This is a genomic window from Bradyrhizobium sp. SZCCHNRI1029 (assembly GCF_032487555.1).
In the GTDB taxonomy this organism is placed as follows: domain Bacteria; phylum Pseudomonadota; class Alphaproteobacteria; order Rhizobiales; family Xanthobacteraceae; genus Bradyrhizobium.
The window spans coordinates 287,139-304,488 of the sequence record NZ_JAUEUK010000004.1 but is presented as its reverse complement, the minus strand read 5'-3'; the positions used below and the strand labels follow the sequence as shown (position 1 = coordinate 304,488).

Below are 17,350 nucleotides of genomic sequence, written 5' to 3'. Positions count from 1 at the left end.
ACGAGCCCGGCCATGACGATGTGGAGAGAGGCGGGATCTAACTCACTTCGCCGCCGCGATGTCGGCGCGGCTCAAGTCCCACATCAGGCGATAGATGCCGGCCGAGATCTGCGTCGCCAGCGGACCGTCGATCGCCGCGAAGCGGGTGGTCATCAAGGTGGCGATGGCATGACTGTCGGTACCGTCGATGAGGATGAACCAGTCGGCATCGCGCGAGCTCGCAGGAACTCCGGCCGCGGGACCGGAGAGGTCGGCATCGCCTTCGAGCAGATGCATTGAGATGATGCCCCTCAGCTTGCTTGGGTCGAGCTCGACCTGCAGCGCGTCGCGCAACGCTTTGTCCTGCCCGGGTTTGGGCCGCAGGCGGATGATGCCCAGCACGGCGCCGCGACCGGCGCCGATCGAGATCGTGATGCGCGCGACGCTGCGGATCATGTTCTTGAACCGCGCCATCACCGCCTTCGACCATTCCGTCGGCGACTCCAGCCGGGCGCGGTAGGCCGCGCTGTCGAGCACGTCGATCGTTTCGGTCGAATACAGGCAGAGATATTTCGGGCTGCCCTGCTCGGCGACATAGCGTCGCGCCTCGATGAAGCCGGGGATGGCCACGCGCTCTTCGAGATGCTCGCTGTCATACCAATGGTTGAAATCGGCTTCATGCTCAGCATCGATGTTCATCGATGTCAAAAGCATGCCTTTCCCGGCGATGGGCATTGCAGATGTCCTTGTTCAGCGGCCAATTCCTCATGGTGAGGGCGTCACTTGGCGCGTCTCCCGGACAATGCTGCGCATTGCCTGGTGAACCATGAGGCGGGGGATGTCTGGGGCCTCATCCTTTGAGACGCCATGCCGCGCATGGCTCCTCAGGATGAGGAGAGATGACCATGTGTTTAAGGCGCAGTCGTGCGCGTCGCCATATCGCAGATGGCTTTCATGACCGCATCGCGGATGCCGGGATCATAAAGATTGTGACCTGCGGCTTCGACGACACGGATTTCGGCGTCGCGCCAGATTTCGGCCAGGCGCGCGGAGGTGGAGGGCGGACAGAGCAGGTCATAGCGGCCCTGCACGATGATTCCGGGAATCCCGCTGAGCCTGCTCGCATCACGCAGCAACTGGCCTTTCGCCATGAAGCTGTCCTGCGAGAAGTAATGCGCCTCCATGAACGGCGTCGCCGGCAAGGCGGTGCCGGAGCGGATGGCGAGCCGATCCAGATGGGCGCGGGCGGGTTTGATCTCGGACAGCGCCCGCTCGGTGTCGTGCCAGGCGCGCGCAGCCGGGCCATGAATCGCCGGATCGGGATCGAGGATGCGGCGGAAATAGGCGTCGCACGGGTTGGCGCGTTCGTTCTCCGGCAGCATCTCCAGGAAGTCGCGGTGCAGGGCAGGGTGAAAGCGCGCCAGCGTCTCGCCGAATGCCGTCTCCACTTCCGCACGGGTGCCGAGGAACGTCGCCCGCAGCACCAGCCCCGTGACGCGCGTCGGGTGCGCCTGCGTATAGGCCAGCGCCAAGGTGGCGCCCCAGGAGCCGCCGGCGACGATCCAGCGGTCGAAACCGAACTTTTCGCGGATCGCCTCCATGTCGGCGATCAGGTCGGGCAGGGTGTTGTTGTCGCGGCTGCGCGCAGGACGCGAGCGGCCGGCGCCGCGCTGGTCGAACAGCACGGCATGGAAGCGCTCGGGATCGAACAGCCGGCGGTGATCCGGCTGGCATCCGGAGCCCGGCCCACCATGCAGATAGACGGCGGGGATGCCGGCGGCGCAGCCGCTGCTCTCGACGTAGATCTGGTGACCGCCGGAGACATCTAGCCATTCCGACGTCAGCGGCGCGAACGGATCGCTGCGGCGCGCGGAGGCGCGGCCGGCTTCGGCGTCAGGCATCATTGCTCTCGGGCGTGCCGCCGGCGAAGTTGCGATAGAGGAAGCGGTCCTTGCCCGAGGCCGCGTCACGCTCGGCCTGCTTGAAGATGCTCTCGTGCAGCGGCGACAGCGTGCAGGCCGGATCGGTATTCCCCGCATCGCCGGTCAGCGCGAACGCCTGGCAGCGGCAGCCGCCGAAATCGATCTCGCGGAACTCGCAGGATTTGCACGGCTCCTTCATCCAGCCGGTGCCACGGTAGCGGTTGAAGGCCTCGGAGTTCTGCCAGATCCAGGCGATCGAATGGTTCGACCGCACGGACATGAAGTCGAGCCCGGTGATGCTCTCGGCAGCGTGGCAGGGCAGGATCTTGCCCGAGGGAGAGATGTTGAAGAACTGCCGGCCCCAGCCGCCCATGCACTTCTTCGGCCGCAGCGCGTAGTAGTCCGGCACGACGTAGTCGATCGTCAGCGTGCCCTTCAGCCGCTCGCGCGCCTCTTCGACCAGACGGTCGGTCTCCTCCAACTGGGCATAGGTCGGCATCAGGCTGGCGCGATTCTTCAGCGCCCAGCCGTAATATTGCACGTTGGCGACCTCGAGCCGGTCGGCATCGAGATCGACCGCCATCTGGATGATGTCGGGCAGCTGATGCAGGTTCTGCCGGTGCATCACGGCGTTGACCGTCAGCGGCAGGTCGAGCTCGCGGGTCCAGCGCGCGACCTCGAGCTTCTTGACGTGGCCGCCCTTGTAGCCGCCGACGCGGTCGGCGATGCCGGCCTCGCTGCCCTGGAAGCTGATCTGGACATGGGACAGCCCGGCATCGGCCAGCTCCTTCAGCCGCTCCCGCGTCAGCAGCACGGCCGAGGTGATCAGGTTGGTGTAGAGGCCGACGTCGTTGGCATGCTGCACCAGCTCGACCAGATCCTTGCGCGCGGTCGGCTCGCCGCCGGAGAAGTGGATCTGCAGCACGCCGATCTCGGCGAGCTCGGACAGCACCTTCTTCCATTCCGTGGTGGTCAGCTCCTGTCCGGCGCGATCTAGCTCCAGCGGGTTGGAGCAATAGGGGCATTGCAGCGGACAGCGATGCGTGAGTTCGAGCAGTACGGCGAGCGGAATGCCGTAGGTTTCGGCCACGGAACCGCGTCGCTCCAGCACGGCGAGGCCGTCATTGCTGTCGACGGGCGGTGAGGTGTCGGTCAGCTCGGTCATGATGTCGTCTCCCGAACCTCGGTCAGGAATCCCTTGTCGGCGAGATCCTGCAGCATGGCAACCACATCGGTCGCGATGACGTCGCGAGGCGCGGCATATTTCGCCGCGAGCTCGTCGATGATATCAGCAACGCTGCGCGCGCCATCGCACAGCTTGAGCACCTCGACTGAGATCTCGTCCGGCGCCAGCACGCGCTCCGGCGCCAGGATCACCCAGACCTGCCGGGTCTCGTCGAACTTCAGCTTGGCATGCCGCGGCAGCACCACGCGGCTGGTCTCGGCAACTTGGATGTGACGCGGGGCCATGGCGGGTCTCTAGCCGATGATTGTTGCGTTCTGTCCGATGCCGCGGCATCGGCGGTGCCCACCCTCCCCTGGAGGGGGAGGGTCGTTGCGCATCGCCCGCGATGCGCAACGGGGTGGGGTGATCTCTCCATACGCACCGCGGCAGGTGGCTTCACCCCACCCCGCCTCGCGCTTTGCGCGAGCCGACCCTCCCCCTCCAGGGGAGGGTGGCACCGGTACCCTTGAGAGAGCCGCGAAGACCACGCTCAGCCCTCCTTCGGCACGAAGGCGCCGGGCGGGATGTGGCCCTCGACATAGGCATGATACAGCGCGTCGAGCTGCACCCACAGCACGTTGGTCTTGAAGATCAGCGCGTTGCACACGGCGGCGCGCTGCTCCGGCGTGGTGGCGTGCTCCTTGACGTAATGCAGCGCGAAGTTCGCGTCGCGCGGCGCCTGGGTGAGACGGCGCTTGAAGTAGCTCATGGTGTCGTTGTTGACGAAATCGTAGTGCTCGAGCATGCCCGAGATGCGCTCTTCATGGATGCTCGGCGCGAACAGCTCGGTCAGCGACGAGGCGATCGCCTCCAGCGGCGAGCGGTCGCGGCAGAAATGCACATAGGCTTCGACCGCGAAGCGGGTGGCCGGCAGGATGCCTTCGGTCGATTCGACGTAGGCCGTGTCGAGGCCGAGGCCTTCGGTCAGTTTGATCCAGCGCTCGATGCCGCCCTCGCTGCCGACATCGCCATCATGATCCTCGATGCGGTGCCGCCATTCCAGCCGCGTGGCGCGGTCGCGGAAGCGCGTCATCACCATCGCGTCCTTCAGCGGGATCGTCGACTGGTAGTAGTAGCGGTTGAGCGCCCAGGCCTGCACCTGGCCCTTGTTGAGCTTGCCGCCGTGCAGCAGCTTATGAAACGGGTGGTGGTTGTGATAGCGCGTCGCGCCGATATGGCGAAGTGCTGCTTCCAATTCGCTTGCACTGTTCAGCGTCACGCCGCGTCCGATCGACAGCGCCGTCATTCCGCTCAGATTGACCTCATTCACAGTACGATCTCCATCCCTTCAGCGGGGATTTCCCATCCCTCGCGTTCCAACGTTTGCCGCTCGGGGGAGGCGTGCAGCCACGCCGGATTGGAGTTGTTGATGTGCAGGAAGACCTTCCTACCGATCGCGAGGTCCGCCAGCTGCTTGATCGCGCCGCTTTCTCCGGACATCGCGATATGTCCCATGCTCTGCCCGGTCTTGTTGCCGAGTCCGGCCTGGATCATCTCGTCGTCGCGCCACACCGTGCCGTCGAACAGCACCAAGGGCGCGCCCCTCAATCTCGTTCTCAGATCATCGTCCACGCCGGCACAGGCGGCGATGACGTAGCAATATTGCCCGCCTTCGAGATCGGCGATCTTCAGGCCCAGCGTGTCGCCGGTCGAGGAGCTGCCGCCGGGATGCTGCTTGTCGCGCAGATACCACGCGCTCGTTCCCGAGACGGCGAAGGCCGTGATCTCCAGGCCCGAGGGCCGGCCGTCCTGCAGCAGCGGCCGGAACGGTACGTCGATCACGATCGGCACGCGCTTGACGGTCTCGTCCTTCAGCACATCGAAGATGTTGTTCGATCTGAGGATCGCAAGCACCTTGGGGTGCGCATGGATCGAGAAAGGTGAACTCTCGCGCATCGACAGCAGCCCCGTGACCGCGTCGATCTCGCCATTGGTCAGGATCACGCCGGCGATCGGACTGTGGCGCAGGGCGCCGGGCTTCGGATGCAGTTGCGGCGTGCGGGTAACCTGCTGGCGCAGATCGGGCGAGGCGTTGATCAGGAACCAGTTGGCGCCATCAGCGCTGACCGCGACCGAGGCCTGGCTGTTGCTGATCTCGGGATGATCGGTGCGCGCGGCATGGCACACGGCGCAGCCGCAATTCCACTGTGGCACTCCACCGCCTGCGGCGGCGCCCAGGACGACGAGGCGAAGCATGAGCCGTCTCCTGGAATTCAGCTGTGGTGGCGCACGCGATTACCAGCGGCAGGATCACCGACAGGCAGGCTGACCAATGGTCAGGACCGCCCGCAGGGAAGGTGACGAGGGTGGGACATCCGACCAGCGTACGGGCTGGCACATACGCGGTCGCTGATCCCCACCCTCAAGCGTCGACGTCCCGATCGCCGAGACCTGGACGTCACACCCGCGAATTATTTGCGGGCCGCGCAGGCGTACATGTTGATTTCCATGCCGACCGGCACTTCAACGATCTTCGGTGCTTTCCAGGCCATTGTCCTCTCCTTCAAGTCGGGACGGTTATCGTCCTCAGCAATAAACTACCGTGCTACGAAAAGTTCGCCAGTGGAATCTTTTTGTTTGAGCCTCTCAGGCCTGTTTATTGCAGTGCGAAGTTGCAGATGCGAGTTGCTGCCGTTTTCGTCGGAACGAGCCGTGAAAACAACGAATTCGTGATCGATGGCTTCGCAACACCGTTCAATTCGGTCCCTAGCTTGGGGGACTGAGCTGGCCGGATAAAGCAGTCGTGAGATGTTCGAGACTTCAAAACCCCAGCGCGCGACCCCATTGGAAGCTGATGATGCCTAGATATTTCTTCAACACACGGATCGGCGAGGAACTGGTCTCCGACACCGACGGCGAGGTGCTGCGCAGTCCCGACCGCGCCTGGGAAGTCGCGCGCGACATGATCAAGGAACTGCTGCGGACCGAAGGCGGCAACGCGGCGCTGATGACGGCCGTCATCGAGGTGACCGACGAGGACGGTGAGATCGTGCTGGAGTTCCCGTTCTCCGAAGCGATCTTCAACATGCCGGCGCAATCGATGACGCGCCATTGAGCGCAGAACGGCCGCATGGCCGTTTCCCGAACGCCCGCGTGCTTGCGGCCGAGATCAGACCGAATGGCGCGGGCGCGCGATGTCGCCGCGCGTGCTGGCGATGCCCATCTCGAAACTGTCGGCGATGCGGCGGGCGCGGACGATGAAGAGCTCCGCGAGCTCCGGCGCGAACAGGTCCTTCGCCGTCGCCTCGAACAGTTGCAGCCAGCGGTCGAAATGCGGCCCCTGCAACGATAGCAACAGATGCGGCCGCATCGGCGCGCCGCTGTAGCGGCCGGTCTTCAGGAACATCGACGACCAGAAATCGCTGATCCTGCCGATATGGTCGTCCCAATCCTCCACGGTACGGTTGAAGATCGGGCCGATCAGCTCGTCCTCCCTTGCGCGCCCGTAGAAGGTCTCGACCAGCAGGCGGATCGAGGCGTCGTCGAGTTCCGGATGTTGAACTGCGAGGGGATGGCGGTCAGGCTGGGCGGCAGGCATCGTCATGGCGTTGTATATAGGCACTCGCAGCGCCGATGGAAACGCCGGGCCGCCACGTCCGATCTTGTGGCGGCCCTGTCGTTCGCTCACGGCAGGCTGACGAACTCCACCCAGTTCGGCTTCTTGCCCACGGCGTAGGATTTCAGGCTCGTGAGCGCGCCGCTGGCCGGGTCGATCCGATACACCGTCATCCCGTTCGACACTTCGCCGACGGCGGCGAGATAGCGCCCGGTGGGATCGATGGCGAAGCCGCGTGGCTGGGTCTCGGTCGGCACGCTGCCGATCAGGCTCACGCGCCCGCTGGCCGCATCGACCTTGAAGCCGGCAATGGTGTTCGAGCCGCGCTCCGAGGCGTAGAGGAACTTGCCATCCGGCGTCACGTGCAGATCGGCCGCCCAGGGCTTGCCGGTGAAGCCTGAGGGCAGGGCGGTGGTGCGCTGCTGCTCGCTCCAGGTGCCGTTCTCCGCGTCATAGGCATAGACCGCGAGATCCGCGTTGAGCTCGTGCAGAAGGTAGATGAACTTGCCGTTCGGGTGGAAGATGAAGTGGCGCGGCCCTGACTTCTCCGGCGTCTTCACCGTCAGCGCCTCCTTGGCCGTCAGCGTGCCCGTCGCGGCGTCGAAGGCGAAGCCGAGCACCTGGTCGGAGCCGAGATTGGTCGCGAACACGAAGCGGTTGTCGGGCGAGGGCAGGAAGGCGTGGGCGTTCAGGCCGGTCGGGATCACCTGGCTCGGCGCCGCGACGACGCCATTGGCCTGGATCGGATTCACCGCCACCTTGTTGCCGCCATAGGAGGCGCTGAACAGCACCTTGCCGGTGCGGTCGAAGGCGATGTTGGCCATGCTGTCGGCGAGCGGGCCGTTGCCGAGGTGGCTGAGCTGACCGGTCTTGGCATTGATCGCAAAGCTCTCGGCCTGGAACGGTTGCGACCGGATGCCGGCGATCAGCACCGTCTTGTCCGGGCTGACCGCGAGCGGGGTCGACGAGCCCGGCTTGTCGACGCCGACGAAGGAAGCCGTCTGCGCCGGGGTCATCTCGCCGGTGGAAGCATCGAACTTGAAGACGCTGATGTCGTTGCTGTCGGCGTTGCCGACATAGGCGTAGGTCTCGGCGTGGCCCGCGCGCGGCGCCAGCGTTGCTGCAGCGGCGAGAACGAATGTTGCGGCCATGATGGTGCCCGGTCTGATCATGTGGTTTCCCCCTTTTGTGATGTGCTTGCTTCAGCTCTTAAAGTCGAACGTGAAGCTTGACCAAGCCTGATTCCGGATCGATCGATGCAGGATGGGTATTGATCGCGACCGCACTTCGCACCCCTAACACGCGGCCAGTTTGGCTCTCCGTCATGCCCGGGCTTGTCCCGGGCATCCACGTCGGTCCACGCGCGCTGCACGACGTGGATGCCGGGACAAGCCCGGCCATGACGAGGAGGCGAGGGCGAGTGCAACAAGACCCATGCGGTTTGCTGCCGAAGCTATGCTGGAGTGCCGCGCCGCGACGGCTTTCTCCCGACAAGTGCTCGCGCTAGAACAAGCCCCGACACCACGGAGCTCCCCATGACCGATCTCTGGCGCCTGCCGGCTGCCGACCTCGCCGCCCTCATCAAGTCGAAGCAGGTCTCCGCCCGCGATGCCGCGACCGCGGCGCTGGCGCGGCTCGATGCGGTGAACCCCGCGATCAACGCCGTGGTCGACCATCGCCCCGAGGACGTGCTGCAACAGGCCGACGCCATCGACTCCCGGCTGGCGCGCGGCGAGGATCCGGGGCCGCTCGCCGGCGTGCCGGTGACGATCAAGGTCAATGTCGACCAGGCCGGCTTCGCCACCACCAACGGCCTCAATCTGCAGAAGGACGCGATCGCCTCGGCGCACAATCCGGTCGTCAACAACCTGGTCAAGGCCGGTGCCGTGCTGCTCGGCCGCACCAACACCCCGGCGGTGTCCTATCGCTGGTTCACCAGTAACCTTATCCACGGCCACACCAAGAACCCACGCGACCCCGGCATCACGCCGGGCGGCTCCTCGGGCGGCGCAGGATCGGCCACCGCGGCGGGCATCGGCCATATCGGGCATGGCACCGACATCGCCGGCTCCGTCCGCTATCCCGCCTATGCCTGCGGCATCCACGGCCTGCGCCCGACGGTCGGCCGCATCCCGGCCTTCAATACACAGTTCCCCGAGCGCCCGATCGGCCCGCAGATCAGCGCCGTCTCCGGCCCGCTCGCCCGCACGGTCAACGACGTCAGGATCGCGCTGGCCGCGATGTCGGCGCGCGACGTCCGCGATGTCTGGTGGATGCCGGTGCCGCTCGAGGGCCCGCCGCTGCCGAAGCGCGTCACCCTCTGCGTCAACCCGGACGGGCTGAACCCGGTGCCGGAGGTCGTGGCCGCCTTGCGCGATGCCGCCAGGCGGCTCGAAGCCGCCGGCTGGACCGTCGAGGAGATCGCGGACACGCCGCCGATGCAGGAGGCCGCGCTGCTGCAGACCCGTCTCTGGCTCGGCGACGGCTACGAGGCGCAACTCGCAGCGGCCGAGAAGGAGGGCGACCCGGGCGCGCTGGCCTGCCTGCGCGGCGTCAGTGACAAGGTTCACCCATTCGACCTGTCGCAGACGCTCGCGCGCCGCGCCGCGCTGACCCGGCAATGGCTCCTGTTCATGGAGCAGCATCCGCTGCTGCTGATGCCGGTGTCGGGCATGCTGCCGTTCGCCGATCAGCTCGACCGCAAGGACGAGGAGTCCTTCCAGCAGGTCTGGCACGCGCAGCTCACGCAGATCGCGATTCCGTTCTTCGGCCTGCCGGGCCTGACGGTCTCGACCGGCATGGTCGGCCGCGTCCCGGTCGGCGTCCAGCTTGTCGGCCAGCGCTTTCGCGAGGACGCGTGCCTTCTCGCTGGCGAAGCGATCGAGGCTGGCGGTACCCCGGCTTCGCCGATCGATCCGGTGCTGGGCTGATGGCCAGCATCTATGATTTCACCGCGACCTCGCTGAAGGGCGAGGAGGTGCCGCTGAAGCGCTTCGCAGGCCAGGTGCTGCTGATCGTCAACACCGCCAGCGCCTGCGGCTTCACGCCGCAATATCGCGGCCTCGAGGCGCTGCACCGCGCCTATGCGGACAGGGGCTTTGCCGTGCTCGGATTTCCCTGTAACCAGTTCGGCGCCCAGGAGCCCGGCACGGCCGAGGAGATCGGCGCGTTCTGCGCCGGCAAGTACGACGTCACCTTCCCGCTGTTTGCGAAGATCGACGTCAACGGTACCGATGCACATCCGCTCTACAAGTTCCTGAAGGGCGAGAAGACCGGCCTCTTGGGGTCGGCGATCAAATGGAATTTCACCAAATTCCTGGTCGATCGCCGTGGGAATGTGGTGTCGCGCCATGCGCCGACCACCACGCCCGAGGCGTTGAAGAAAGAGATCGAGGCACTGCTGTGAGCGACAACGAGACGACTGCGACCCCATTTCCTGACCGGCTGTCGGTCGATCCGAAGAGCCCCTATTACAATGCGGAGATCCTGTCGCGCGACGTCGGCATCCGCTTCAAGGGCGCCGAGAAGACCAATGTCGAGGAATACTGCATCAGCGAAGGCTGGATCCGCGTCGCCGCAGGGAATGCCAAGGACCGCCACGGCAACCCGCTGACCATCAAGGTCCACGGCCCGGTCGAGCCGTATTTCAAGGATTGAGGCGACTGCGCCGCGGGCCTGTGGTGGTCGTATCCGCCAACCTCTGCCCTCAGCGATGAGGCAAACCGCCAACCCAGGACTCGTCATGCCCGGGCCTGTCCCGGGCATCCCCGTCGTCATTCCAGGTGCACGACATGGATGGCCGGGACAAGCCCGGCCATGACGGTGTGGAGAAGGGCGGGGTCGAAGCAGCTTTAGCCCCCGCGTCGCGATGGGTATTTTAGAACGTTGGTCGTAGATATTTGAGCGTCGTTCAAAATTATATTGAACGTCGCTCACAATCCGCTACACTCACCCATATCCGCCCCGTCGGCACCGGTCCCGAGGCGCGACGTCCCCAGGCGTTTGCGCGATCGGACCCCTGCGTGCCGTCTCCCGGCGGGGTCACAGAGGGTGATGACGATGGCCTATTCGGAACAAGATCTGCGCGCCGCCGCCGGGGCAGGCGCGATCGGGCCCGACGAGTTGCAGCGGTTGCTGACCTACCTCGAGCAACAGGCGAAGGCGGGTCCGGCGGCGCACGCCAAATTCGATGCCGCGCATCTGCTCTGGTACGCCGGCGCGCTGATCGTGATCGGCGCCATGGGCCTGTTCTCGACGGTGGCCTTCTCGCAGATGGGGGGCCGCGCCCTGACGGCCTGCGCGCTCGCCTATGCCGCCGCGTTCGGCTTCGCCGGCGACCACCTCTGGCGCCGGAGCTTGCGCGTCCCCGGCGGCCTGCTGATCGCCATCGCCGTGTCGATGGCACCGCTCGCCGTCTACGGCGTCCAGGCCGAATTCGGCTGGTGGGGCAAGTTCGGCAAGCCCGGCACGGTTCATGACTTCTACGTCTGGATCAAGGGCAGTTGGCTGTTCATGGAGATCGCCACCATCGCGGCGGGCGCGATCGCGCTGCGCTTCTATCGCGTACCCTTCATCGTCGCGATCATGTCGGTCGCGCTGTGGTTCATGTCGATGGACCTCACGCCCTGGATCTTCAACGTCAGCCATTTCGACTGGGAGATGCGCCGCGTCGTGTCGATCTGGTTCGGCCTCGGCATTCTCGCGGTGGCGTGGATCGTCGACTACACCAGCCACAGCCGCGACTTCGGCTTTTGGCTGCACTTGTTCGGCCTGATGGCCTTCTGGGGCGGCGTCAGCGCCACGGAAGGCGCGACCGAGCTGGGCAAGGCGATCTACTGCCTGCTGAACGTCGGCCTGCTCGCGATCGCCGTCATCATCGTCCGCCGCGCCTACGCCGTGTTCGGCGCCATCGGCATCACCATGTATCTCGGCCACCTCGCCGACGTCGTCTTCAAGGACTCGCTGCTGTTCCCGTTCGCACTGTCGCTGATCGGCGTCGCGGTGGTCGCGGTGGGACTGGCGTATCACCGAAAGCAGAAGGTGATTGCGGAATGGCTGGCAGCCAATCTGCCGCCGGCGGTGCTGCGGCTCAGGCCGCAGGGCGCGGTGGAATAACGCTTGGACGCCTCTGAGCGCGCCACCGTCCTTCGAGACGCCCACCGTCGGCGGGCTCCTCGGGACGAGGTCCGTATCGGCAGCGACAGCATAAACCCTCATGGTGAGGAGCGCCGCTCGCGGCGCGTCTCGAACCATGAGGCCCTAGCACGCGCAACTTGCGCCGCGAGCGGACCTCGACGAAGTTCACCGTGCTGTTGCTACGATGAACCCTTCGCTCCGAGCATCTTTGTCGAGTTCATATTCGTCGACATGAAAGTAGTTTGGATAGTCACGAAAGCCTTCGAATTGAATCTTGCGCTTTCTTGCGGCATCCGCTTCGGCAGCGCTGCTGTAAGCCCCGATCAGTTTGTTATCAGCGCAGTCGTCATCGAGACGGTCGGCAGTTGGCCGCATATGCCAGAGCAGGAAAACGCTACCCATTGAACGGTTCTCCTGGCATCTAGCCCTTATTTGGAAGGGAGTCGCGACTACGGTGTGAAAGCTGCGATCAGGACTGCCGAGACGAATATTGTCGAAGAGATCAGGAAGATCGCAATGTTGGCTCCCTTCCAGGCAATCAGTCGCGCTCGCAGATTTAGAGTCCAAACGCTGTGGCCCGCGGCCTCAAGTTGCTTCGCGGTCCTGACGTTGCTCCACATCCCGCCGCACCACGCCAGCAGGGCGACTACACTCCAAAAAATAGTGCGCATTTTGCGGCTCCGGGGTCGTTCTACACCAGATGCGGCCTGCAGAATTCCTCACATGTTCCGAATTGCAGTGAATGTCCCGAGTGCAAGAGCCACACGGAGTGCCCATTCATGTGGAGTTACCCTAAGCCACGGGACCAAAGGCCGTACAGAACGGCCGGTGTCGAACACCAGACGAAAAAATAAAAGATCAGTCTAAGAAGGTCGTTGTCATTGCGCCGGTAGAAGGAATGGTCCGGATTGGATGTCTGCTTCTCCTCCTGAACCAAAATGCGAAACCGCCATGCAAACACAAGCGTTCCAACCAAAATCCAAATTTGCAGCAGAATGGAGAACCAGGGGATCATTAGCGTTTCTCAGATGCTGCCCGATCTGCGAACCCAAGAGGGGCTACCTGCAATCGAACGTATGCTGGTCATGTTATACGTGTTTTTGCGCGCAAACGAAGCGGCTTGGCGGTCGGTTGAATAAGGCGAAATCATATAATGAAGTTTCGCTAAACGTTGAGCCTTAAATCGAAAGACTGGGATTTCGCGGTTACGGTGACGCTGCATAAAACTGTTCGTCGAGGACGGCGATGTGGCCGCGCTCCCCCGCGGTCCTTGCTTCGCGTCAGCCTGTTGCCGTCCTGGACGTCCATTTCATGAGTAAGGACTATTGATCATGCCGACTGGCACAGACGTCACGACGGAGCCGCTCACGCCCGAAGGCTTTGCGCCCTATGGCTGGGTGCGCGGCAAGCCCTGTCCGGAGGCGTCAGGCGCCATCGCCTTTAAATGCGCCGCGAGCGCGTTCTGGCATGAGCATGATTTCAACGCGCGCGCAGGCGGCGAGGTCGAGGTGCTGCGGGTCACCTACCGGCCCGGACGTCGTCCAGCGCCGTGAGTTTGGGGCCGCGCTGCTACAACTCGAAATGTCGATGCGTACGAGGCTAGCCTACGCTCGCCAGAACGATTTCCCGGAGCACGCGAGTCGGCGGAATCCACTGATCGTCGCTGCCGTAGTTTCCTGCCGTGAGGGCGATGACGAGCTGCAGCGCAGGGATGATGAACAGGCGCTGGCCGCCTTCGCCCTGTGCCATCCACATGCGCTCCAGGCGCCCGACCGCCCATCCCTTCGGCTTTCCGAAAGCTACATCGAGAAGAAACCATTGATAGCCGTAACGGCGAAGCTCGTCGGAGCTGACCACCGGCGTCGTGCAACGCGTGATCCATTCGGCGGGAACGATCTGTCGGCCATCGCACTGCCCGCCGGAGAGCATCAACGTTCCGATCCGCGAGAAGTCGCGGACCGACATCCGCGCGCCTGACGCCGCGAATGGCTCGCCGTCTGGTCCGGCTGCCCATTGTGTCGGCCCCATGCCCAGCGGATCGAAAAGAAACTCGCGTGCAAAGTCATGCAGTGACTTGCCCGACCCCTTGGCGATCAAACGGGCGAGCAACGCGGTTGTTCCGCCGCAATAGGTCCAGTGCGCACCGGGCCTGTCGACGATCGGCCGCTCCAGAATGTAGCGATAGCGGTCGGGGGCGTCGTCCATAGCGATTTCGCTGTTGCGGGGATCGGCGTAAGGCAAGCTGCTCTCATCCCAATCCGTTCCCATGGTCATTGAGAGCGCGTGATGCACGGTCAAGCGCGAGCGATCCTCGTTGACGAGATCACGATATTCCGGGAATCCGGACAGCAGGCTCGCCTCCGGCGCCGGGACCTTGCCTTGCTGAAGAGCGATTCCATAAAGCAAGGCCACGATGCTCTTCGAGCAGGATCGCAGGTCGTGGAGCGTCTCCGCCGTAAACTTGACCGTCCCGAGATCGCCAACGCCTCTCTCGCGATCCTGGCCTTCAAAATAGCGCTCGACGATCAGCGTGCCGTTCTGCAGAACGACAAGGCCGTGGATGTTCCACACGCGCCGCTCAGCGAGCGCCTGATCGAGTCGCTGGGTGACGCCGGCTGCGAATGTGTCGGAATCGAATGCAGCCTGGTGCCCGCGCGCCGGCATGATCGGCGATCCCATGGCGGCGGCTCCTATGGCTGACAGGATCTGGCGACGAGTGGGCACTGCGACAACGTCCTCACCGGGATGTCGGCTTATATCAGCCGGGCGCCTTCCGGTGAAGGTCGGTCTGACGGCCGGTGCAGCGACGCATCGAACGCTAAGGCTTGTCGGGATCGGCCAGTCTGGATCGTCCTTGGGCGGACACAACTCCTGCACAGCTGCAGTGGGACGTCAAAATCGAACTAGGAGCAATGTTCATGAGGATCACCGTCCAAACCAACGTCGCAGCCCCGATCGATCAGGTCTGGCGTGCCTATACGACGCCGGCCGACATCGTGAGATGGAACGCGGCCTCCGACGATTGGCATACGACCAAGGCCACGGTCGACCTGAGAGAGGGCGGCGCGTTCTCGTCGCGGATGGAGGCCAAGGACGGCAGCATGGGCTTCGACTTTGCCGGGACCTACACGAAGATCGTCGAGCACAAGCTGATCGAATATGCCTTCGGCGACCGGAAGGCCGAGGTCCACTTCGAGCCCGGCCCGAATGGCGTTGTCGTTCGTGTCGCCTTCGATGCCGAAACGACCCATTCGGTCGAGCAGCAGCAGGGCGGCTGGCAGGCCATTCTCGACAGCTTCGCGCGCCATGTGGAAGCGAAACGCAAGGCGTCGTGAGGGCGAGGGGGCCGAGGTCCCGGCGGGCGCCGCGAGCGGTGCCCGAATCTTTCACCTTGACAAATTCCGAAAATCAGCAATGATGCGCATGTCCTGTCCTTTTCGCAGAGGGGCGTACGCGTCGTCACGAACGTCGGGGCAGGGATGCGGTGGCGGCGACGGTGGACGACCGGCGTCGCTACGGACGGAGAAGTCGTGTGGTCCTGGCCTCTCGACGCTGAGGTCTGCGCAACGCGCCAAAGGCGCGTTGTCGCAAAATGGGGGCAAGAACGCCGATCCCCAGGGAGAGCACGAAGGACACCGTTCAAACCATCGCGCAGGGAAGGCCGGAATGCACCGGTCGTACCTGTGGTTCCTGCCCCGTGCATTTTCTCACGCACGGGGGCCATGGGTGTGGCCAGCACCCCGGTCTTCCCTGCGCCCTCTGTATTTGTCGGAGGGACATGCTTCGCAGCAACTCGGGCGCCATGCGCCGCGAGGCTATGATCGCGCGTCCCCAAGCTGTTTGAAATGTGAAACCGGTCCAACCTCATCGTCGTCCCGGCGAACGCCGGGACCCATACGCCGCGGCGGATGTGGCTTGGCGAGGTCTAACGACTGGCCTGCCTCAAACGACGACCTGTGGTTATGGATCCCGGCGTTCGCCGGGATGACGACGGTGGCTGTGGCGTAAGCACAGTCTCTCACCGGCGTCATTGCGAGCGAAACGAAGCAATCTAGGGCGACGCGAAAGACTCTGGATTGCTTCGTCGCTTCGCTCCTCGCAACGACGGAGTTTGGAGTGGGCGGCGTGCCCAGCAATGGCGCGAGGTGGATGTGAGACAGTGCTGCAGTCTGCCGCAAGCCCTACGACGACAACCGCATATCCAGCAGCCGCCGGCCCTCGGCGCGCAGCAGCTTCTTGACCGCGCTCGAGGCCACGACCTCGCCGTCATTGGCATAGGCTTCGTGGTTCTTCTCGATGTCCTCGAGCCGATACAGGTAGTTCACCATCACGGTCGCGGATTCGCGCTGGCCCTTGGACGAGAGGTCGCCGAGCCAGTTGATGCGCTCGAGTCTCGCGCCGTTGCCGAGGTGGAAGCGGGCGACGGGATCGATCACCTTGCCCTTCGACGTCCGCGCCTTCAGGAAGTAGTGCGCGGCGAGCGGCTCGATCACCGGGCGCAGCTCGGCGGTCATCTCGGCATCCTCGACCCAGCGCGGCTCGTTCAGCAGCTTGAGCACGTTGCGATCCTCTTCGGTCGCATCGGTCGTCGACTTCAGCCAGTGCATGAAGCCGGGCACCGGCGACAGCGTGACGAAGGTGTCCAGCTTCGGCAGCTCGCGCCGCAGCTCCTCGACCACCTGCTTGATCAGGAAGTTGCCGAACGAGATGCCGCCGAGGCCGCGCTGGGTGTTGGAGATCGAATAGAATACGGCGGTGCGGGCGCGGTCGGCCGGCACCGGCGGACGATCGACGGCGAGCAGCGGCGCGATGGCGCCGGGGATGGTCTCGGTCAGCGCGATCTCGACGAAGATCAAGGGCGCATCGGGCATCGCGGGATGGAAGAAGGCGTAGCAGCGGCGATCGACCGGATCGATGCGGCGGCGCAGATCGTCCCAGTCGTGGATCTCGTGCACTGCCTCGTAGCGGATGATCTGCTCCAGAATGTTCGCCGGCGTCGACCAGTCGATCTTACGCAGCACGAGAAACCCCCTGTTGAACCATGAGCTCAAGAGATGCACGACGTCGCGATCGAGCGCGGCGAGTTCCGGATTGCCCTTGATGAGATCCAGGAGATCGGTGCGCATCGCCACCAGCTCGGGCGTGCCGCCCGGCGCGCGGTTGAGCCGGCGGATCAGCTCCTGCCGGCGCGGCTCGGAGGCGAAATGCAGCGCGCTCGCGCCTTCGTCCGAAGGCGTCGCGCGCCAGTCGTCGATCGCCTTGGCGAGCCTGGCCTTGTCCGGCCCGAAATCATGCACCAGCGCGGTGAAGAACGCCTTGCGGCCCTCGGGGTCGAGATCGTGATAGCCGTCGAGAACGTCGCGGGCCATCGCCGTGCCCGAGGCCTCGCCGGCGCCGGACACCAGCGCCTCGCACAGCTCGGCCAGGCTTTTCGCATCATGTTTGTCGACAGGGGCGCCGCCGCCGCGCAGCAGCGTCCGGCCTCGCTCGGAAATTGTGGTGATCAGGTCGGTGAAAAAGGCATTGGCCATC

At 64.5% G+C, this 17,350-nt stretch carries 19 protein-coding genes; 7 read left to right on the top strand and 12 right to left on the bottom strand.

Annotated elements, in window-relative coordinates; genetic code table 11:
* Nucleotides 1-42 precede the first annotated feature (42 nt).
* The 7 genes from QW861_RS13655 to pqqA all read right to left on the bottom strand — a co-directional run bounded on the left by QW861_RS13655 (nt 43) and on the right by pqqA (nt 5,618).
* A complete protein-coding gene (locus tag QW861_RS13655) occupies nt 43-714 on the bottom strand; it encodes a DUF4286 family protein (RefSeq protein ID WP_315750210.1) in 672 nt (223 codons plus the stop codon).
* Between the two features lie 176 nt (nt 715-890).
* Nucleotides 891-1,880, bottom strand: coding sequence for a prolyl aminopeptidase (pip, locus tag QW861_RS13650; RefSeq protein ID WP_315718020.1), 990 nt, complete (start codon nt 1,878-1,880; stop codon nt 891-893).
* Nucleotides 1,873-3,066, bottom strand: a complete 1,194-nt coding sequence (pqqE, locus tag QW861_RS13645) for a pyrroloquinoline quinone biosynthesis protein PqqE (RefSeq protein WP_315718021.1) — start codon at nt 3,064-3,066, stop codon at nt 1,873-1,875. The genes pip and pqqE overlap by 8 nt, the downstream gene beginning before the upstream one ends.
* Nucleotides 3,063-3,371 carry a pyrroloquinoline quinone biosynthesis peptide chaperone PqqD gene (gene pqqD / locus QW861_RS13640; RefSeq protein ID WP_315718023.1) on the bottom strand — a complete coding sequence of 103 codons (309 nt, stop codon included), beginning with the start codon at nt 3,369-3,371 and terminating at the stop codon, nt 3,063-3,065. The genes pqqE and pqqD overlap by 4 nt, the downstream gene beginning before the upstream one ends.
* Before the next feature lie 245 nt (nt 3,372-3,616).
* Complete coding sequence (pqqC, locus tag QW861_RS13635; RefSeq protein WP_409977980.1) at nt 3,617-4,372, bottom strand: pyrroloquinoline-quinone synthase PqqC; 756 nt, start codon at nt 4,370-4,372, stop codon at nt 3,617-3,619.
* A 20-nt stretch (nt 4,373-4,392) separates the two neighbouring features.
* Nucleotides 4,393-5,322: a pyrroloquinoline quinone biosynthesis protein PqqB gene (gene pqqB / locus QW861_RS13630; protein WP_316172467.1), complete on the bottom strand. Its 930-nt coding sequence runs from the start codon at nt 5,320-5,322 to the stop codon at nt 4,393-4,395.
* Nucleotides 5,323-5,537: 215 nt separating this feature from the next.
* On the bottom strand, nt 5,538-5,618 hold the full coding sequence (gene pqqA, locus QW861_RS13625) for a pyrroloquinoline quinone precursor peptide PqqA (RefSeq protein WP_012029362.1): 81 nt from the start codon (nt 5,616-5,618) through the stop codon (nt 5,538-5,540).
* 305 nt (nt 5,619-5,923) lie between these two features.
* On the opposite strand from pqqA, the gene QW861_RS13620 reads away from it, so the two are divergent.
* Nucleotides 5,924-6,181, top strand: coding sequence for a DUF6894 family protein (locus QW861_RS13620; RefSeq protein ID WP_315718026.1), 258 nt, complete (start codon nt 5,924-5,926; stop codon nt 6,179-6,181).
* Between the two features lie 54 nt (nt 6,182-6,235).
* Here QW861_RS13620 and QW861_RS13615 read toward each other — a convergent pair whose 3' ends face one another.
* Nucleotides 6,236-6,670, bottom strand: a complete 435-nt coding sequence (locus tag QW861_RS13615; protein WP_315828337.1) for a group III truncated hemoglobin — start codon at nt 6,668-6,670, stop codon at nt 6,236-6,238.
* An 80-nt stretch (nt 6,671-6,750) separates the two neighbouring features.
* Nucleotides 6,751-7,854: a lactonase family protein gene (locus QW861_RS13610; protein ID WP_316172466.1), complete on the bottom strand. Its 1,104-nt coding sequence runs from the start codon at nt 7,852-7,854 to the stop codon at nt 6,751-6,753.
* Between the two features lie 363 nt (nt 7,855-8,217).
* Here QW861_RS13610 and QW861_RS13605 point away from each other — a divergent pair, with 363 nt between their 5' ends.
* The 4 genes from QW861_RS13605 (at nt 8,218) to QW861_RS13590 (ending at nt 11,797) form a co-directional block, all read left to right on the top strand.
* Complete coding sequence (locus QW861_RS13605; RefSeq protein WP_316193160.1) at nt 8,218-9,612, top strand: amidase family protein; 1,395 nt, start codon at nt 8,218-8,220, stop codon at nt 9,610-9,612.
* Nucleotides 9,612-10,088, top strand: a complete 477-nt coding sequence (locus QW861_RS13600) for a glutathione peroxidase (RefSeq protein ID WP_316193159.1) — start codon at nt 9,612-9,614, stop codon at nt 10,086-10,088. Before QW861_RS13605 ends, QW861_RS13600 begins: the two co-directional genes overlap by 1 nt.
* Nucleotides 10,085-10,339 (top strand): DUF3297 family protein, encoded by a 255-nt coding sequence (locus QW861_RS13595; protein ID WP_315718031.1) that lies wholly within the window; start codon nt 10,085-10,087, stop codon nt 10,337-10,339. Before QW861_RS13600 ends, QW861_RS13595 begins: the two co-directional genes overlap by 4 nt.
* Nucleotides 10,340-10,741: 402 nt before the next feature.
* Nucleotides 10,742-11,797, top strand: coding sequence for a hypothetical protein (locus tag QW861_RS13590; RefSeq protein WP_316193158.1), 1,056 nt, complete (start codon nt 10,742-10,744; stop codon nt 11,795-11,797).
* 186 nt (nt 11,798-11,983) lie between these two features.
* On the opposite strand, the gene QW861_RS13585 is transcribed toward QW861_RS13590, so the two are convergent.
* A complete protein-coding gene (locus tag QW861_RS13585) occupies nt 11,984-12,220 on the bottom strand; it encodes a hypothetical protein (protein ID WP_316193157.1) in 237 nt (78 codons plus the stop codon).
* A gap of 929 nt (nt 12,221-13,149) precedes the next feature.
* Between QW861_RS13585 and QW861_RS13580 the strand changes: the two genes are divergently transcribed.
* Nucleotides 13,150-13,371, top strand: coding sequence for a hypothetical protein (locus QW861_RS13580; RefSeq protein WP_316166642.1), 222 nt, complete (start codon nt 13,150-13,152; stop codon nt 13,369-13,371).
* Nucleotides 13,372-13,417: 46 nt separating this feature from the next.
* Here QW861_RS13580 and QW861_RS13575 read toward each other — a convergent pair whose 3' ends face one another.
* Complete coding sequence (locus QW861_RS13575) at nt 13,418-14,497, bottom strand: serine hydrolase (protein ID WP_316172461.1); 1,080 nt, start codon at nt 14,495-14,497, stop codon at nt 13,418-13,420.
* A 239-nt stretch (nt 14,498-14,736) separates the two neighbouring features.
* Here QW861_RS13575 and QW861_RS13570 point away from each other — a divergent pair, with 239 nt between their 5' ends.
* Nucleotides 14,737-15,153 carry an SRPBCC family protein gene (locus QW861_RS13570; RefSeq protein ID WP_316172460.1) on the top strand — a complete coding sequence of 139 codons (417 nt, stop codon included), beginning with the start codon at nt 14,737-14,739 and terminating at the stop codon, nt 15,151-15,153.
* 846 nt (nt 15,154-15,999) lie between these two features.
* Here the strand turns inward: QW861_RS13570 and QW861_RS13565 are convergent.
* Nucleotides 16,000-17,349, bottom strand: a complete 1,350-nt coding sequence (locus QW861_RS13565) for a malonyl-CoA decarboxylase (RefSeq protein WP_315718038.1) — start codon at nt 17,347-17,349, stop codon at nt 16,000-16,002.
* Between the last annotated feature and the right edge of the window lies 1 nt (nt 17,350).

What these genes read in the sequence shown, in the direction of transcription:
- QW861_RS13655 (WP_315750210.1), bottom strand. Translation starts at nt 714, where the DNA reads ATGCCCATCGCCGGGAAAGGCATGCTTTTGACATCGATGAACATCGAT.
- pip (WP_315718020.1), bottom strand. Translation starts at nt 1,880, where the DNA reads ATGCCTGACGCCGAAGCCGGCCGCGCCTCCGCGCGCCGCAGCGATCCG.
- pqqE (WP_315718021.1), bottom strand. Translation starts at nt 3,066, where the DNA reads ATGACCGAGCTGACCGACACCTCACCGCCCGTCGACAGCAATGACGGC.
- pqqD (WP_315718023.1), bottom strand. Translation starts at nt 3,371, where the DNA reads ATGGCCCCGCGTCACATCCAAGTTGCCGAGACCAGCCGCGTGGTGCTG.
- pqqC (WP_409977980.1), bottom strand. Translation starts at nt 4,372, where the DNA reads ATGACGGCGCTGTCGATCGGACGCGGCGTGACGCTGAACAGTGCAAGC.
- pqqB (WP_316172467.1), bottom strand. Translation starts at nt 5,322, where the DNA reads ATGCTTCGCCTCGTCGTCCTGGGCGCCGCCGCAGGCGGTGGAGTGCCA.
- pqqA (WP_012029362.1), bottom strand. Translation starts at nt 5,618, where the DNA reads ATGGCCTGGAAAGCACCGAAGATCGTTGAAGTGCCGGTCGGCATGGAA.
- QW861_RS13620 (WP_315718026.1), top strand. Translation starts at nt 5,924, where the DNA reads ATGCCTAGATATTTCTTCAACACACGGATCGGCGAGGAACTGGTCTCC.
- QW861_RS13615 (WP_315828337.1), bottom strand. Translation starts at nt 6,670, where the DNA reads ATGACGATGCCTGCCGCCCAGCCTGACCGCCATCCCCTCGCAGTTCAA.
- QW861_RS13610 (WP_316172466.1), bottom strand. Translation starts at nt 7,854, where the DNA reads ATGATCAGACCGGGCACCATCATGGCCGCAACATTCGTTCTCGCCGCT.
- QW861_RS13605 (WP_316193160.1), top strand. Translation starts at nt 8,218, where the DNA reads ATGACCGATCTCTGGCGCCTGCCGGCTGCCGACCTCGCCGCCCTCATC.
- QW861_RS13600 (WP_316193159.1), top strand. Translation starts at nt 9,612, where the DNA reads ATGGCCAGCATCTATGATTTCACCGCGACCTCGCTGAAGGGCGAGGAG.
- QW861_RS13590 (WP_316193158.1), top strand. Translation starts at nt 10,742, where the DNA reads ATGGCCTATTCGGAACAAGATCTGCGCGCCGCCGCCGGGGCAGGCGCG.
- QW861_RS13585 (WP_316193157.1), bottom strand. Translation starts at nt 12,220, where the DNA reads ATGGGTAGCGTTTTCCTGCTCTGGCATATGCGGCCAACTGCCGACCGT.
- QW861_RS13580 (WP_316166642.1), top strand. Translation starts at nt 13,150, where the DNA reads ATGCCGACTGGCACAGACGTCACGACGGAGCCGCTCACGCCCGAAGGC.
- QW861_RS13575 (WP_316172461.1), bottom strand. Translation starts at nt 14,497, where the DNA reads ATGGGATCGCCGATCATGCCGGCGCGCGGGCACCAGGCTGCATTCGAT.
- QW861_RS13570 (WP_316172460.1), top strand. Translation starts at nt 14,737, where the DNA reads ATGAGGATCACCGTCCAAACCAACGTCGCAGCCCCGATCGATCAGGTC.
- QW861_RS13565 (WP_315718038.1), bottom strand. Translation starts at nt 17,349, where the DNA reads ATGGCCAATGCCTTTTTCACCGACCTGATCACCACAATTTCCGAGCGA.